14 protein-coding genes are annotated in these 16,894 nt (G+C 49.3%); 10 read left to right on the forward strand and 4 right to left on the reverse strand.

Annotation, left to right across the window (positions count from 1 at the left end; all coding sequences use genetic code 11):
• Positions 1-615 (reverse strand): cellulase family glycosylhydrolase (locus tag L0156_02630; protein MCI0601885.1); only part of this gene is annotated, 615 nt, incomplete at its 3' end.
• A gap of 773 nt (positions 616-1,388) precedes the next feature.
• Here L0156_02630 and L0156_02635 point away from each other — a divergent pair.
• The 7 genes from L0156_02635 (at position 1,389) to L0156_02665 (ending at position 8,852) form a co-directional block, all read left to right on the forward strand.
• Positions 1,389-1,787 (forward strand): zf-HC2 domain-containing protein, encoded by a 399-nt coding sequence (locus tag L0156_02635; GenBank protein ID MCI0601886.1) that lies wholly within the window; start codon positions 1,389-1,391, stop codon positions 1,785-1,787.
• 90 nt (positions 1,788-1,877) lie between these two features.
• Complete coding sequence (locus L0156_02640) at positions 1,878-2,081, forward strand: hypothetical protein (GenBank protein MCI0601887.1); 204 nt, start codon at positions 1,878-1,880, stop codon at positions 2,079-2,081.
• A gap of 282 nt (positions 2,082-2,363) precedes the next feature.
• Positions 2,364-3,251, forward strand: a complete 888-nt coding sequence (locus L0156_02645) for a GGDEF domain-containing response regulator (protein MCI0601888.1) — start codon at positions 2,364-2,366, stop codon at positions 3,249-3,251.
• A gap of 134 nt (positions 3,252-3,385) precedes the next feature.
• Positions 3,386-6,064, forward strand: coding sequence for a CHASE domain-containing protein (locus tag L0156_02650; protein ID MCI0601889.1), 2,679 nt, complete (start codon positions 3,386-3,388; stop codon positions 6,062-6,064).
• Positions 6,061-6,507 (forward strand): response regulator, encoded by a 447-nt coding sequence (locus L0156_02655; GenBank protein MCI0601890.1) that lies wholly within the window; start codon positions 6,061-6,063, stop codon positions 6,505-6,507. Before L0156_02650 ends, L0156_02655 begins: the two co-directional genes overlap by 4 nt.
• Positions 6,508-6,642: 135 nt before the next feature.
• Entirely contained in the window at positions 6,643-8,505 is a 1,863-nt protein-coding gene (locus tag L0156_02660; protein ID MCI0601891.1) for a PAS domain S-box protein, read from the forward strand.
• Positions 8,506-8,654: 149 nt separating this feature from the next.
• Positions 8,655-8,852 (forward strand): hypothetical protein, encoded by a 198-nt coding sequence (locus L0156_02665; GenBank protein ID MCI0601892.1) that lies wholly within the window; start codon positions 8,655-8,657, stop codon positions 8,850-8,852.
• Positions 8,853-8,919: 67 nt separating this feature from the next.
• Here the strand turns inward: L0156_02665 and L0156_02670 are convergent, their stop codons facing one another.
• Positions 8,920-9,984, reverse strand: coding sequence for a hypothetical protein (locus L0156_02670; GenBank protein MCI0601893.1), 1,065 nt, complete (start codon positions 9,982-9,984; stop codon positions 8,920-8,922).
• A gap of 302 nt (positions 9,985-10,286) precedes the next feature.
• Here L0156_02670 and L0156_02675 point away from each other — a divergent pair, with 302 nt between their 5' ends.
• Genes L0156_02675 through L0156_02685 form a run of 3 tightly spaced genes read left to right on the forward strand, consistent with a single transcriptional unit; the run spans position 10,287 to position 12,331 of the window.
• The gene (locus L0156_02675; protein MCI0601894.1) at positions 10,287-10,634 is read left to right on the forward strand and encodes a kelch repeat-containing protein; all 348 of its coding nucleotides are present in this window, start codon (positions 10,287-10,289) and stop codon (positions 10,632-10,634) included.
• Positions 10,532-11,509: a kelch motif-containing protein gene (locus L0156_02680; protein ID MCI0601895.1), complete on the forward strand. Its 978-nt coding sequence runs from the start codon at positions 10,532-10,534 to the stop codon at positions 11,507-11,509. Before L0156_02675 ends, L0156_02680 begins: the two co-directional genes overlap by 103 nt.
• Before the next feature lie 33 nt (positions 11,510-11,542).
• Complete coding sequence (locus L0156_02685; GenBank protein ID MCI0601896.1) at positions 11,543-12,331, forward strand: formylglycine-generating enzyme family protein; 789 nt, start codon at positions 11,543-11,545, stop codon at positions 12,329-12,331.
• A gap of 4 nt (positions 12,332-12,335) precedes the next feature.
• Here L0156_02685 and L0156_02690 read toward each other — a convergent pair whose 3' ends face one another.
• On the reverse strand, positions 12,336-16,451 hold the full coding sequence (locus L0156_02690; protein ID MCI0601897.1) for a protein kinase: 4,116 nt from the start codon (positions 16,449-16,451) through the stop codon (positions 12,336-12,338).
• 6 nt (positions 16,452-16,457) lie between these two features.
• A partial coding sequence (locus tag L0156_02695) for an ECF-type sigma factor (GenBank protein MCI0601898.1) occupies positions 16,458-16,894 on the reverse strand: 437 nt, incomplete at its 5' end.

Raw genomic sequence — 16,894 nt, forward strand, 5'->3', positions numbered from 1 at the left:
AACAGTCGCGACATCAATTTGTGCACCGGCTGTGTCCAGCAGCAATCCAAGTCCCCAGTGTGATTGATCGTTTGGCCAGTCGTCACTCAACTCCGGCGCGCCGACCAGCAGGGTGGATTTTGCTTGATGAATTTTTTTCGAACCGGGAATCAAAATCTTGTTTTGGTATTGCTGGCGAGTTCCATTCCAAAACATAGAGACGTCCGGCTCATTCCACATCCCGTAGGCTTTGACAAGGGAGTTGTTTTTGTACCGATTGGCAACTGCAAAGCAAAAATCACCATAATCGGTGTTGTTGAGAGGCGGAACGTTGTCTGCTTTGCCGCCATTCGCCCAAGACGGCGTTGCGCCGATTGAAATGAACATTTTGAGATTTCGATTCGTGCCTCTGTTGATGACAGAATCCAAAGCAGACCAATCATAAACGCCTTTCGAAATCTCAATCCATTTCCAGTATGCACTCAATCGAACCCAGGAAACACCAAGACCTTGCACAAGATTCGCAATCGAATTGTCTTCCAGGCCCGAACCCATTCCATGTTCCTCTCCTGCATCTGCAAAGCAGAGGAAGAACAAGCAGAGGATAGATAAGAGAACCGTGCTTTTTTTTAACATTTTGTTAATTCTCCATTCGTGTTATTGAAATCAAAATTAAGAGGGCAAATCTCTTGCCAATGCGATGTATGAGGAGAAGGGGAGTAAGGACAGCTTCAAATGAGAAACATTTTTCCAGATTCCTGTTCAATCTAGAAGTCACGATTCTTTATTGATCGCCGAGTTTTCTCGGATAGGAGGATTTCTCAGAGATTTCTCATTCTTTTCTGTGAGAAATGCAGATGGATCGTCATGCACGAGCGCGAAGCCATGCGGCGCATATCGAATACATGAATTTCGAATTTCGAAGGGAATTCCAAGTTTCGGGTGCAGAAACGCAGAGATTCTTTACCATCCGTGTGCATTGGTGTTCATCGGTCGCTAGATAGGTCCTCACTTCTGCGGTTTGGAGATCACTTGTTGGATATCCGAATATGCTGTGCCGATCAATTGGCGAGGTGATCCGAAGCAAGTTATCACTTTCCAGTAATTTCTTCGAACGGCAAGAGGCCGAAGACCTCTGCAACGAAGCGTTTTGCGCGTTCTTACCCAGCTGCGCAAGTTCAAGTCGCATGCGGAAATAATTCAGATTCAACATTTTTAAAGGCCAGATCCAGACCATTACCTACCACACGTTTTGCGAATATATGCGAGAAAGTATCCTCTGCGGTCTCATCTGAAATACCAGCTCCGTTATTTTCTGAATCATCATGGGACGGTAGGGTGATGAAGGGTAATATAACGCCGAAATTTGCGCCCAATAGAATTAAGGCGCAATTTAGGGGAGATTCAATTTGAAACAGCACTTATTGCCTGAACAACTGGAGCAATTTAAGAATGGAAAGGGCTTGCCAGACGAATTGCGGGCTGCAGCTGATCATCTTGTGTTTTGCTCGGAATGCCGAAAGAAGGTGCTTGAGGGAGAGGCTTTGCGGGAAATGATTTCCTCTATTCGGGATGGGCTGGATAGTGAAGAGGAAGATTTCGATCACCTCACCTATGAACAAACCGAAGCTTACCTCGATGAAACTCTGGATGAAGTGGATCGGGAAATTGCAGAGAGCCATCTGCAGATCTGTTCCAGATGTGCCGCAGAAGCAATGGAACTGAAGTCGTTCAAAAATAGCTTGCAGTTTGATCCTGCAGAACCACAACGCCTGTCCGCAACCGGTTCTCTAATCCGTTACAACTAGCCGCTGCGGCTGCTGTCGTGGTCTGGATCAGCACACAAAGTCTCAGAAATCAGATTTCTGATTTAGATAACCGTGTGGCACGGCTTCAAAATGAAAATCAGAAACTCCGTTCCACAACAACAGAAAACAATTGTTTTACCTTTAACACCCGTTGCAACAGTTGTCCGGGAACAGCGTCCGCTATTTTGCTGGACTCCTTTCAGGGAGGAGACAGCTTACGTGGTTACCATTTACGATATAGATTTCCGTGAAGTCATGAAGAGTTCTCTGGTGCACTGTAACACAAGGTTGTGAAGCGATTCTCCCCCTTGGATAAGTCACTACCAAGATAACATCCAATGGGGGGCATGTGATACAATCAATCAAGAACCTCGTGGGGGAAAAGCGATTAAATTTGCCGCGGGGCGTGGTGCATGCATGCGTGGAAGCGAAAGAAAGCCATCTCTGATCCCAGATGAAGAAATGGTTTGCACCCTACGATTTTGACAAATTGTTTAACCAGGTCTGAAGAGTTCACCGCTTTATAAGCGAGATGATCCGGGCTTCAGGGCCTGAGGGTAGAACTTCCAAAGAACGATGACTGAGGTAACGAGGATCCTTTTAGCTGAAGACAACCCGGGCGATGCTCTTTTGTTGGATGAGATGCTGAGGTCTGGAGACTCGCCGAAATTTGTGATTCAACGCTTAGAGAGGCTTGATGATGCCCTTCAGCAGCTTACGGCAGAATCGTTCGATCTCGTCTTTGTGGATCTCTCTCTTCCGGACAGTCATGGGTTAGAAACGTTCGTCAAACTGCATCATGACTTTCCTGATGTTGCCATCGTCGTTCTTACAGGTCTTGATGATGAAATGACAGCTCTTCAGGCTGTGGGTCAAGGCGCACAGGACTATCTGGTGAAAGGTCACAGTGAACGGAGACGGCTGGTGCAGGCTGCCCATTATGCTGTTGAACGTCACCATATGCTTCAAGAACTGAAGGCGCTTTCCCTCATCGATGAGTTAACCGGGTTGCACAACCGCCGGGGCTTCGAGATCCTGGGCAAAAAACAGTTAGAAATTGCCGGGAGATCGCAAAAAGGAATAGCGCTGATTTTTGCAGATCTGGACGGTCTAAAAAAGATCAACGACACTCTGGGACATCGCTGCGGAGATCTTGCTCTAATGGATACAGCTGACGTATTGAAACGGACATTTCGCAACGCTGACATTCTTGCCCGGATCGGGGGCGACGAATTTGCCTGCCTCGCAGTCGAGATGGTTCCGGACCGCCTTCAAATGATCCTCTCACGACTTGAGCAGCACCTTTCCAGACAAAGGGCGAGAACACAACGTCCATTCGAACTTTCATTGAGTATCGGCGTGGCCTGCTATGATGCTGAAAATCCTTGCGATATTGATGCTCTTATCGAGCGCGCTGATGCGGAAATGTACAAGAACAAAAAGGAGAAGCGCTCTTCTAAATAACCACATTCTATATGTTTATCACTAGAATTGATAAAGTAGTCCAAGATGGCGGTATTTGACGCCAAAATCTAACGAGGATGCGATCAGTTTTTGCAAGCCTTCGTCATCACCTTCCCCTTTGGGCGGATATTATTATGGCCGGCCTTGCTTACTTTGTAGCCGGCAAGCTGGCATTGTTGCTGGCCATTCCTCCAGGCTATGCGACAGCGGTGTGGCCTGCTGCCGGAATTGCGCTGGCAGCCGTTCTTACTCGGGGCTATCACGTTTGGCCCGGCATCCTCCTGGGATCTTTCTTTGTGAATGTTTCGACTTCGATGCAGTCGGCTGCTGCCGGTACCGTAACCAACTTCATCATCCTTCCCCTTTCTATCGGCGCCGGCGCAGCCTTGCAGGCGGCCATAGGCGCTTACTTGATACGTCGCAAGATCGGTTATCCGAATTCGCTTGCAAAGTCAAGAGATGTACTTCTATTTGCAGTCCTGGGCGGACCGTTAAGTTGTTTGGTCAGCGCCAGCACCGGCGTAACGAGCCTTTTGCTTACGGGTACGCTCACATGGCAAGATTTCCCATTAAACTGGGTGACCTGGTGGACCGGTGACGCCATTGGAGTCCTGATATTTGCGCCTTTGATTCTTCTAGCCGCCGGAAAGGAAGTGGTTGGTCCGTTCCGAAGAAAGATGTCGGTTACCGTTCCGCTTTTTCTTACTCTTGTGCTGGCTGTCTTGCTTCATGTTTATGCAAATGTTCTGGAAGAGCAACGAATTCTGCTTGAATTCCAGCGAAGGTCGGAGGCCCTGGGGCATGCAGTGCGTGGCAATTTTGAAGGCTGTCTGAAAATTCTCCAATCAGTAAGAGCGTTTTACACAGCGTCTAATGGTGTGACCCGTCAAGAGTTCCACAGGTTTATTCAGCATATACCGACAAACGATCTGGGGATTCAAGCACTGTCATGGGTGCCCCGAGTCGGTCAATCGGAGCGCCGCGAATTTGAGGAACGAATCCGGCAGGAGGGTCACTCTGGATTCGAAATAGTCGAAATGAATTCCCGAGAACAATTAGTGCGGGCCGGTGAACGCGCTTTCTATTTTCCAGTTTGTTTCATAGAACCCTTCGCCGGGAACGAAACCGCACTGGGGTTTGATCTGGCGTCCGACCCGGACAGACTTGCGGCTTTAGACCGGGCAGGGGAAAGCGGTGAAGCATCTGCTTCCAGCTGGATCACGCTTGTACAGGAGAGAGAACATCAGTTTGGTTTTCTGCTGGTGCTTCCTCTGTTACGAACGGATTACACATCGGAGACGATTGAAAATGGCCTGAAGAATTGCGAAGCCTTCATTTCGGGCGTTTTTCGAATCGGCGATCTGATCAACAAATCCGCTAGAGGGCTTGACAGCAAAGGCATTGTGATTCGTTTGTTTGGCAATTCAGACAAAGGGGAAGAGAAACTGATTTATCAGTCGGCTGAATCGCCTCCTGCGCAGGATCCACAAACAACCATGAAGTTGAATATGGCCGGGCGTTTATGGATTCTGCGCTTTTCTGCTAGCAGTGAATACCTGTTAGCGCAGAGATCGTGGCAGAGATGGGCTTTACTGGCAGGAGGATTACTGTTTACAGGTCTTTTGGGAATCCTGCTGCTCCTGGTCACAGGACGCACGTTAGAGGTTGAAGAAGTCGTCGGACATAGAACGGCGGATCTGGTGCGAACTAACGAAGCACTGCGACAGAGCGAAGAACGGTTTCGTTCAGTGGTGCAGTCGGCCCTCGATGCCATTGTTCTGGCGGATGAGAACGGATGTGTTGTTTCGTGCAACCGGAGCGCAGAACAGATTTTCGGCTATACCGAACAGGAATTAGCGGGCCGCCCGTTAACGGTCCTGATGCCTGTGCGATATAGAGACGCGCATAGCAGCGGGCTGGAACGTTTCAAATCAACCGGCGCACACACGGTCATCGGAAAGGTCCTCGAGCTTCACGGTCTCCGTAAGGACGGCGTCGAATTTCCATTAGAGATCTCCATCAGCACGTGGCAAAGCGGCCAACAATCCTTCTTTGCTGGAGTTATTCGCGATATTACTGAGCGTAAGAGATCGGAAGAAGCGCTTCGCCAATCCCGCTCCGAGTCGCAAAGGAAAGCAGAAGAACTGGAACAATTTGCCTATGTTGCATCTCACGACTTGCAAGAACCGCTGCGTATGGTGATCAGTTACATGCAGCTTCTCGAACAAAAGTATAAAAACCGGCTTGACTCTCAGGCCGAGAAGTTCATTGAATACGCTGTCGACGGCTCTCTACGAATGAGAGCATTGATTAAGGACTTGCTGGTTTACTCCCGTCTGGGACGCAGCGTTGAAGACTTTCACACTATTGACTGCGGGATTATAGTCTCTCAAGTTTTGTCTGATCTCCAGGTTGCGATTCAGGAAGCAGGCGCAAGCGTAACTTATGACCAGCTGCCCTCCATCACATGCGATGCTATTCAAGTGAGTCAATTGTTTCAAAACTTGATCAGCAACGCCATCAAGTTTCGTAGCAATTCCACTCCTCATATTCATATCTCTGCGGACCTGAAAGGACGAGAGTGGCTGTTTTGTGTTCAAGATAACGGAATAGGCATTTCTCTCGAATACAATGAACGTGTCTTCCTGGTATTTCAACGTCTTCATACCAGAAAGGAATACCCGGGAACGGGGATCGGTCTTGCGATTTGCCGAAAGATAGTGGAGCGACATGGGGGGCGAATTTGGGTAGAATCTGAGGTGGGAAAAGGCTCTAAATTCTATTTTACGCTACCGGCGGAAGGAGGATTATGAACATTGTTGAAATACTCCTGGTTGAGGATAATCCTGGCGATGTGGAACTGACCACTATGGCCCTTCAAGATGCCAAGATCATTAACCATGTGACGGTTGTCGAGGATGGGCTGGAGGCTATGGCACTATTACACCGCCGAGGGAAATATGCCACGGCTTCTCGTCCGGACGCTATTCTGCTCGACCTCAATCTGCCCAAGATGGACGGCCGTGCTGTCCTGGCGGAAATCAAAAGGGATGAAGATCTCAGGACGATACCGGTTGTAGTGCTTACAACATCGGATGACGATGCAGATATTTTGAAGGCTTACGATCTCCATGCCAATTGCTATGTCACCAAGCCTGTCGACGTTAAGCAGTTCCTTAAGGTTGTGAAATCTATTGAGGACTTTTGGTTTACCATCGTAAAGCTTCCGGGAAAAAAGAAGATGAAAAGAAAATGATCTTGTATCTGTCTCATGTTTTCTCAACTTTCTCAGTGATTTGATCTTGCCTTATACAGTTTCCTGTCGAAGGCCGCGCCCGGCACAGTTCTTGCTGAGATGGCGTACTCAGTACCCATACCGTTCGAAAAGAGTATGCCATTGGACAAAAGGTCGACAGGTCGTCTTTCAGAGGGCGTGCATGCCCTTTTAGTGGAAGACAACGCCGGGGATACTCTCTTAGTTCAGGAGTATCTTGTTTCGGATTCGAATTACAAATTCCTACTGAATGCGTGCTCCCGTCTGAGCGAGGCGATGGAATTGCTTTCTAAAGCCTGCTTCGACATAGTGCTCCTTGATCTAAGTCTGCCTGATTCTCATGGTCTGGATTGTGTCAGTCGAATCAGCGGAGTCTGTGGGGATGCCCCCATAGTAGTCTTGACAAGCCTGGACGATGAGGGGTTGGCAAAACAAGCGCTCCGCCAGGGCGCTAAGGACTATTTGATAAAAGACCAGATCAGTCCTCAGGTGTTGCAACGGTCCATATTGTACGCTATCGAACGAAAAGGCGCTGTACAGGCATTGGCAGAAAGCGAGAAACTTTATCGCAATCTGTTCGAAAACAGTTTAGGCTTTATCTACACTCACGACCTGAGTGGAATTTTGACGTCTGTAAATCCAGCTGCGGCAAAGGCACTTGGATATCAGCCGCTGGAGATGATTGGGAGAAACCTGGCGGAGTTTGTTGACCCGTTGGTGAGGAGTTTGTTTTCACAATACCTGCAGCTTATTCGAAGCGAGAAAATCCGCAGCGGGGTAATCCGGTTATCTACAAGAGACGGCATTGATCGCATCTGGCAATACCGAAATTGCCTTATTGCAGATGAAGGGAATGAACCTTACGTCCTTGGAGACGCCCTGGATATTACGGATAGAGTCAAGGCTGAGGAGGCGCTTGGAAAAAGCGAGAAGCGCTACAGGACTCTATTTGAAGATGTGCCGGTAGGTGTTTACCGCACCACTCCTGATGGGGAAATCCTGAATGCCAATCCCGCATTGATCCGGATGCTGGGGTACGAGTCTTTTGACGAGATCGCAACACGAAATTTGGAAGCGCCTCCGTTCGAGCCACAATACTCAAGGAGCGACTTTCACGAAAGAATGGCAAGGGATGGAGAAGTCATTGGTCTCGAGGCGGAATGGAGGAGGCGAGACGGGTCAGTGATTTTCGCTCGTGAGAACGCCCGGGCCATTCGGGATTCGGACGGTACCATTTTGTGCTACGAGGGTACGGTTGAAGATATCACCGAACGAAGGAAAATCGAAAAAATGAAAGATGATTTAATCTCCGTTGTAGCGCATGAATTACGAATACCACTGACATCGATTCGCGGTTCACTGGATTATCTTGCGAGCAAGATGGGCCAGGATCTGCCAGCTACTGCAAAACAGTTGGTCAATATGGCTTCCAAAGGTACGGAGCGTCTCATTCGTCTGATCAATGATCTTCTTGACCTAGATAAGATCGAATCGGGCGCAATGACGTTTGATTTCAAACCACATAATATCAAGTCTTTGATCGAACACGCCTTTCATTCTAACAAGCCCTATGCCGATCAATTCGGCGTCAACCTGGCCGTCGACATCGTACCTTCAGTGATGGTGAATGTTGACAGCGATCGGTTCATTCAGGTAATGACGAATTTGCTTTCCAACGCTGTTAAGTTTTCACCTGAAAATGAGACAGTTACAATCTCTGCATTGTACACCGGCGATTCGGTTCGTATATCCGTGAGGGATTGCGGTCCGGGAATACCGGAGAAATTTCACAGTAGAATCTTTCAGAAGTTCAGCCAGGCTGATTCGCTCAGCAGCCGGCAAAAGGGTGGAAGTGGACTGGGTTTGAGTATTACGAAAGCGATTGTCGAAAAATTCGGCGGGAAAATCGGATTTGAAACATATACCAACGCCGGCACTACTTTCTATTTCGATCTTCCTTGGCATTCCGATCCATCTTGATGCGCGCTTCCACAACAAAAAACAAGTGTTGTACCTTTAATGCCTGTCGCAACAGTTGTCCGGGAACAGCGTCGCTATTTCGCTGGACTCCTTTCAGCGAAGAGACCGCTTACGTGGTTAGCATTTACGATATAGATTTCGATGAAGTCATGAAGATTGATCAACTTCGGACCACCGCCTGGACTCCGACTAAATTATTAGAACTGAGGCCGAATTTACATCTGGAACGTTTCGGCCAAGACAAAGCAGAAGAATTGGAGCGGGCAGAACAACAATATGACGGGTTTGCTGGCAAAAGCAAATCCCGATTCTCCTGTCGTACACAAGTTGATTCAAAGCCTATCTGAACCCTAGCGAAACGGAAAATAGCCGTCGCCTCCTTACGCCAGTTAAGACCGGCACTAAAGAAAGTGCCTACTCCACTTCCATATCGAGTGGGAGTCCTTCGCCGTAGTATTTTTCCCGTGCCCTATCTGCGTCTTCTTTTGTAAGTGGCGCAAAGCCGGAATGGGACTTCTTCATCTGATCGATGTACTTGTCATATTCGGGGGACCCGCCGTAATGAATTTGTGGTTTGCCCGGGGTGGATTCCGGATCGTAAATGAACGTGCGGCCTTTCTCATCCTTGCCTGCAACCACCCAGTGATTGGGTGTTCCATCACCATCGGTATCAAGATTGACTGGCCAGCTCTGGCCATTCTGAAAAATTTTCTCCGGCAATCCTGTCCCCCTGGGAGGCTCCAGACCAGCCGCGGTATACAGTGAATGCATATCTCCATCCAGAATTCCCTTTCCTCCCTTTGGATCCTCCACGGCGAATCCTTTATGGATCAATTCGCTCAGCTTTCCCAAATCTCCGTGTGTTGCCGTTTTGTCTTGAATCTTCTTTTCGATTTCGTTGAGATCTTTCAACAAGTCCGCAGGCAGATTCTTTTTCATAGCGCCGGTAAGCTTCAGCAACCCTTTCTCCCCACCATTGCTGATTGCTGAAGCGATCACTGCAGTTCCGCCGCAGCGATCTTTATCTTCCGTAGTTTTGGAATTTTGATCGTGCTGGGAGAGGCTCTGCAAGACCTTTTCACGATCGATCTTTCCGCTGTCGAAAATCGGAGTATTATCCGGCACCCGCGCTTCCTTCTTATAAGGAACACCAGCAGGCGACGTCGGCTGCCACGTGGTTTTCTCTGCCGTCCACGGTTTCACTTCAACCTCCTTGTCCGCGACAGGATAACTTCCGCCAATGGTTTCCGTGGAAGCTGATGTGGAAGCGGATAGTAGCGATTCCCGCAGAACCTGGCGCATCGCTTCACCCGAGATTTGCGATTCGGATGCTTTCGCGGCTTTTCCTTCCGAGCTCAAAGGTTGCGAAGCAGCGAAATCCTGTTCCGTCTTGCCCGTCGTTTCTTGTGCGTGGGAGCGTGAGGGCTCCGCAGTTGTCGGTAAAACCGGTTGTTTGCCCGCGCCTCTGATCTCGCCCATAAAACACCTCCTAACATCGTATGTCTTTCTTCTTTCCCTTTATATGGGTGTGGAAACTGCGCCGATATTACCATTGCACTTCCGGATGGCTCTGAGTTGGAAAATATCAATGATGCGAAACTGCGTGGTAACATCCAGCCTTTTTTTCCACCTATAAAATCAGAAGGAGAAGAAATATGAATCGAATCCCATATTCAATCTTGTTTTTTTTGATGTTGGTTTGCCTCCCGCTTAATGCGGGTCCAGGTGAGTGGACACAAAAATTCCCGGCGACATCGCCTTCAGACAGGGCGTATCACAAAATGGCTTATGTTGGAGAAGACCGTGTTCTCCTCTTTGGAGGAATCGATTCCTTACCCTTAGGAAATAACAATGAGACCTGGTTTTACGATCTGAGTGACCATGCATGGACTCAAAAATTCCCTGCTACTTCTCCTTCAGCGAGACACAATCACGGTCTGGCCTACATCGGAGGAGACCAGGTTTTGCTTTTTGGAGGATTTTCAGGCGGAGCTGAGACCTGGGTTTACGACTTGAGTGACAATACATGGACTCAAAAATTCCCACCCACACCTCCCCTGGCAAGAGACGGCACTCAGTCCTGTCTTACATTGGAGGAGATCAGGTTCTGCTCCATGGTGGAGCACTAAACGTTTCGCCTTTTGGTCCTGCTGATGACACATGGATTTACGATTTGAGCGATAACGCCTGGACAGAAAAGACACATGAGGGGATTCTCACCAGCGCCGGTCATTGTCTCGCCTATCTCGGAGAGGATCGGGTGCTTTACTATCACAGTGCATTCCCCTGGGTTTATGATTTGAGCGACAATACGTGGACTGAGCAAGCACCTCTTACATCTCCAACAAACCGGGACGACTTTGCCACGGCGCGCATCCGCGAAAATCAGGTTCTACTCTTCGGAGGGGTCGACTTAAGCGGTCTTCTTGCAGACACCTGGATCTATAATCATAGCGACGACTCCTGGACCGAAACAACACCTGCAACATCTCCCTCAGCCCGATCCCTGCACGCATTGGCTTCTATTGGCGAAGATAAGGTTTTGCTTTTTGGAGGTGATGACGGCGCGTTGAATGGTGAGACCTGGATCTATGAAATTACCACGGTTCCGGTTGAAATCGACTTTAAGCCGCAAGGCTGCCCGAATCCGTTCAACACGAAGTCGAAGGGAAAGATTACAGTAGCCGTTATCGGAACCATCGACTTTGACGTTACAAACATTGATGTCAGTTCGGTCCGACTTGAGGGCATAGCCCCGGTGAGCTGGAGCTTTGAAGATGTAGCGGATGCATTCAACGGCGAAAAAGATGACTGCTCTGACTGCGTTTCCGGAGAACCTGTTGAAGGATTTACCGATCTCGTCCTGCAATTCGATGCGAGCGACCTTGTTGATGCATTGGGCCCTGTGAGTGATCAGCAGTGCATCGCGATTGAGCTCACAGGAAACCTCAATGACAATACGCCAATTCAGGGAGAAGAACGGATCGTTGTTGTCACGAAATAGCAGTACGTTGCCAAAAATACAGGAGGAATTACCATGAAGAATTCAGTATTCGTAATGTTGGCCGGGCTGATCGCAATTGCCGGACTGGCAAATACGGCATCAGCCGCCTTGAAATGCCCAATCAATATGGTTCCGGTGGGGCCGATCTGTGTGGATATATATGAGGCAAGTGTTTGGTCAGACCCACCCAAAGCAAATGGAGATCCGCAGGGAACCCAGTATGGCGCAGGAACTGACAATTATCCGTGCTCCGATAATGGCGATGACTGCACCACGCCCGGCGCCAAGATATTTGCTGTATCTGCGAAAGGCGTTCAGCCCTCGGCAGCGATTACCTGGTTTCAGGCGCAGCAGGCATGCGCGAATGTTGGAAAGAGACTGCTCCGCAATGGAGAATGGCAAATGGCAGCCGCAGGCACGCCCACCAACTATGAACAGATTGGGACAGGCGCAGACAACGGAACGACAGATTGCAATACATCCACGACAGCAAGTGTCGACCTGACCGGCGCCCGTTCAGACTGCGTGTCCAATTGGAAAGTGTTTGATATGGTTGGAAACGTTGCGGAGTGGGTGGAGGACTGGATCCAGGATAACGAGGATATTGACGACCCAAATAATTCCTCCATTGCTCTCTATGGTCTCGACACCATCTTTGGAATCGATGAGGCGACTCCCGAACCTCATAAATTTCCCGCAGCGATCCTTCGTGGAGGTCATTTTCTTGGAGCCGGACCAAAGCAGGATGGCGTGTTCTGGCTGGATGCGAATTCCACGCCTTCGGAGACCAGCATCGCGTTTGGTTTCCGTTGTGCCTTCTAAGCAATTAGAGCGCGTCTTTATTCGACACAGGAAACTCCTCTTCTTTGATCTCCTGGTCAGCATGGAGAAGGGCCTCTACCTTTTCTCGCAAGACTGGATTACTGGCGCATGCATGATCAAGGAACGCGGTCCTTTGATTCGGTTCGCATTCCAACGCAGCGTAAAATAGATCCTCCAAATCCTTCCAAAGTTGGTCGCTGACTGAACTCCGTTCCTCCTCCGAGGCGTTGAGGACTGATTCAACGGCGCGCCTCACGACTTGATCGTAGTGGCGTGCTGTCTGCCCTGCAGTTCGCTGTCGCATGGACGTCTCTAGAATGCTTTCGAGCCGCCATCCCGGGACTGTCGCAGTCATTTGATTGAGTAGAGTCACTACTTGCTCAATCCAGACAGCTACAGTCTTCGGTCGCTTTTCGGGAACTTTTTGGAAAGCTTCGAAGAAGGCAGTATCAAGTTCGGGAGGCGCTTCCATGAGTCTCGATGAAATGGGAGCCGGCTCTTCTAACAGAACTTTGGTGAGGACATCCGAGATGTGGTCAGCGTTAAAAGCCATGATGCCGGTGAGCAATTCATAGCTGAGAGAGGCGAGAGAAAAAAGGTCGCTGCGAGCATCCAGAGGTTGTTGCCGGATTTGCTCAGGTGACATATATGCAGGACTTCCCACAAGCATTCCACTAACGGTAACAGAAGTTTGTTCACCAGGCGATTTGGCCAGGCCAAAGTCAACTACTTTTACCTGAAATGTGTTTCCGGACGGGATGATGAAAAGGTTTGCGGGTTTTAGATCACGATGAATCACACCTTGCGAATGAGCGGCCGTCAGGGCATCACCAACCTGCGATAACACTATCGCAACTTGCGCAGGGGTCCCCGGCCCCTGATATTTCAAAGTATCTGCCAGATCCAGACCTTGCAAAAATTCCATAACGATAAAAGCGGAACCATCGGAAAGCTCTCCAAAATCGTAGATGGATACAACGCCCGGATGACGGATTCGTGCCACCATGTGAGCTTCCCGCTCCAGACGCATCCGCATGGAAGGGTCATTCAGCAGTTCTCCTTTTATAATCTTGATGGCTACGGACCGGCTTAATTTCTCGTCATAAGCTTCAAAAACGGCGCCCATCCCTCCTTCATCAAGCATCCGGCTCAACCTGTATCGATCCGCAATGCGATACGGAAGAGTGCGCGGCGCCTGCAGCTTCGCCCCGTCTTTTTCGCACGACTCCACAGCATCGTCGTAGCAGCTTCCGCAGTCAGGACATACTTGAAGCGTAGGAATGCCTTGCTTCCGCATCTCTTGCCGCGTGATCGCTTTTCTCTCTTCCGCCTGGGCAAGCCGTTTGGCCATATGTTGAGTCTCCAGAGTTCCACCCAGTTGATGCGCAAAGGCGGTAACCAGCCGCCTCTGGACCTCCCCCCACGTAATGTTGGCTCCTGAAATCACCAATGCCCCGTACATCTCGCCGCTCAACCCCATCAAAGGCACGATCGTTTCTCCGCTATCTGCTACAATATTAGTAAACGGCAGAGCGGCCTTGAGAGCTTCCAATGAAGGAGCCTTCGTACCCGTACCTGTGACAGGCTTGATCCGATTTTCCTCTAAAGTCCAGATCGCGATCTCCGTTGCGCCGATAGCGCGCGCAATGTCTTCGGCAGCCGACTTCGACCATGCTGAAAGATTTTCCAAAGCCTGGGGCGCTGATTCTTGAAGCCTCGCGATCTTATCATTGGCTTCACGCAGGTCTCTGGTTTTTTCGTCTACAACACGGATCAGATCCTTCTCTCTGCCTTTCAATTGCCGGACGCGAATACGGTGCGCGCCAATAGCCACAGACAATGCCGTCAAAAAACAGAGTCCGTAGAACCAGTAGGTCTGATAGAAGTGAGGTCGCAAATAAAATGCAAAGGAGGCTCCTGCTTCATTCCAGATTCCATCGTTATTACATGCTTTCACTGAAAATTTGAAGCTACCCGGCGGAAGGTTCGTATAGTAAGCGACGCGGCGAGTATCCGCATCTATCCAGTCCGCGTCGAACCCTTCCAATTTGTATTGGAACTTCACGCGATCCGGAATCAGGAAACTGAGTGCCGTGTAGTGGAATTCGAATTTCTCTTTGCCAGCGGCAATGTCTGATGTCCCCGTGGGGACTCCATCCACAACAATTTTTTCTACGAGAACCGGAGGCGGCAACTCGTTCTTCGTCATATGTTCCGGATCGACTACCACAAGGCCTTCCAGAGTGGGGAACCAGAGTTTCCCATCCTTCGTTTTCCAACCCGAAGGCTGAGTACCACCGTTACATTCTCTGCTTTTCATTCCATCCGCTTCATCGTACGCAAATGAAGTAACAGATTTCAATTTTCCATCTGCAAAATCATTCAGCTCTTTTTTGCTCACGCGGAAGATGCCTTTGTTGCAGCTCATCCAGAGATTCTTTTTGTTGTCTTCAAGAATTGCCATTATGTTGTTATCAAACATGCCATCTCGGACCGCGTACGTTGTAAATTTCTCATCAGTAAAGCGATTTAGCCCGCCCCCACCGGTTCCAATCCAAAGAGTTCCTTCGTTATCGTGCAATAATGACAGCACCACGTCATCGGCCAATCCATTTTTCGTCGTATACGTTACGAGCCTTCCGTTTTTAAGGCACTTTAGTCCGCCACCGATCGTTCCAATCCAGAGTTTCCCTTCGTGATCCTGCAACAACGATCGAATATCAAGGCTTGCCAATTCCTGTTTTTTTGTGAAAGTTGTTGATCCTTTGGAAAGGAGGCTCAGACCATTGGATGTTCCAATCCAAAGATTTCCGCTGTTGTCCCGCAACACACACCGTATCTCATTGCTTGGTAATCCGTCTTTTGTGGTAAAAACTGCAAACTTGTCATCGACAAATTGGTTCAGCCCCCCGCCAGGTGTTCCAATCCAGAGACTCCCGTCGCGATCTTGAAAGATTGGCCATACGATGTCATGGGATAACCCGTCTTTTCTCGTATAGGCCGTGAACTTACCGCCTTCGAAACGATTTAAGCCCCCACCATGTGTTCCAATCCAAAGAGTCTCCTGGTTATCTTGAAAAACTGATCTGACAATGTTGTGTGACAGGCCGTCTGCTGTTGTATAGGTAACAAACTTGCCATCTGTCAGGCGATTTAAGCCGCCACCGTTCGTTCCAATCCAGAGGCTTCCTTCGCGGTCTTCATATATGCACCATATGACATCGTTGGATAATCCTTGTTTGGTTGTGTAGGTTGTCCATTTCCCGTTGCGAAAGCGGTTTAACCCGCCACCGCCTGTTCCTATCCAGAGGTTCCCATTGCGATCTTCATAGATGCGCCAGATGACATCGTTGGATAATTCCTGTTTGGTCGTGTAAGTTGTCCATTTGCCATCACGGAGCTGGCTAAGCCCCTGGCCTGTTCCAACCCATAAGTTTCCGGCGCGATCTTCGATGATCGATCGCACAATGTTGTTCGACAATCCTTGTTCGGTCGTGTAGACGTACCATTCACCATCATGCAGCCGAATCAGTCCATGGTTCGTTCCAACCCATAGGTCACCAGCACGGTCCTCGTAGACGGACCGCGTAGAATCATCCGGGAGCCCATCTTTCGTCGTGTAGGTCCTCCATTTGCCGTTGTGCAATTGATTCAGCCCGCGTTCGGTCGTGACCCATAGATCTCCTTTTCGATCCTGAACTACTTCATTCACGACATCGCTGGAAAGCCCTTCCTTTGTGGTAAAGCTGGACCACTTGCCATCTTTCATCCGACTCAGGCCGCCTCCAATAGTTCCAACCCACAAATTTCCTTCGCGGTCCTCGTAAAGACTTCGGATCCAATTGTTCCTTATTTCTGGCGTGTTGTTTTGATCAAACACTGTGAACCGTACGCCGTCGAAACGGACAACTCCTTCCTCTGTACCGAGCCAAAGGTAGCCGTCTCGTGTTTGCACGATCGCAGTAACACCGCTTTGAGGCAAACCATCTTCGATTTGCCAAACATTATGAACATACTGTGTGATGGCTTTGTTTGGATCCAGAGCGAAGCCATGGATGCCCGGATAAAGCAGAATGATCCCAAGAAACGTGATCCATTTTTGCCCACGCGTGGTACTCATGTGAATCTATCTTTTCAGTTCGCAGTAGAGCCACGCCTTGATCATTCTCCACTCGCGCTGAACAGTGGAAGGAGAGATTCCCATGACCTCAACAATCTCTTCATTCTTGAGACCGCCAAAAAAGCGGAGTTCAACCATTTGGCTTTTACGTGGGTCCCTTTTCGCCAGTGTTTTTAGAGCTTCATCGAGCTCGATCACATCGTAATTCTGCTTCTGAGGCGAGTGAATCATTTCGTTCAGCGTGACCTTCAAGCGTCCGCCGCCACGTTTCGCTGCGCGATGAGCCAGAGCATGGTTCACCAAAATCTGCCGCATGATCTTGGCGGCGACACCAAAGAAGTGGCTCCGGTTCTGCCACTGCACTTTTTGTTGATCAATGAGACGTAGATATGCTTCATGGATCAGCGCTGTCGGCTGCAGCGTATGGTCAGGTCGCTCATGGC

The sequence above is a fragment of the bacterium genome, from assembly GCA_022616075.1.
GTDB lineage: Bacteria > Acidobacteriota > HRBIN11 > JAKEFK01 > JAKEFK01 > JAKEFK01.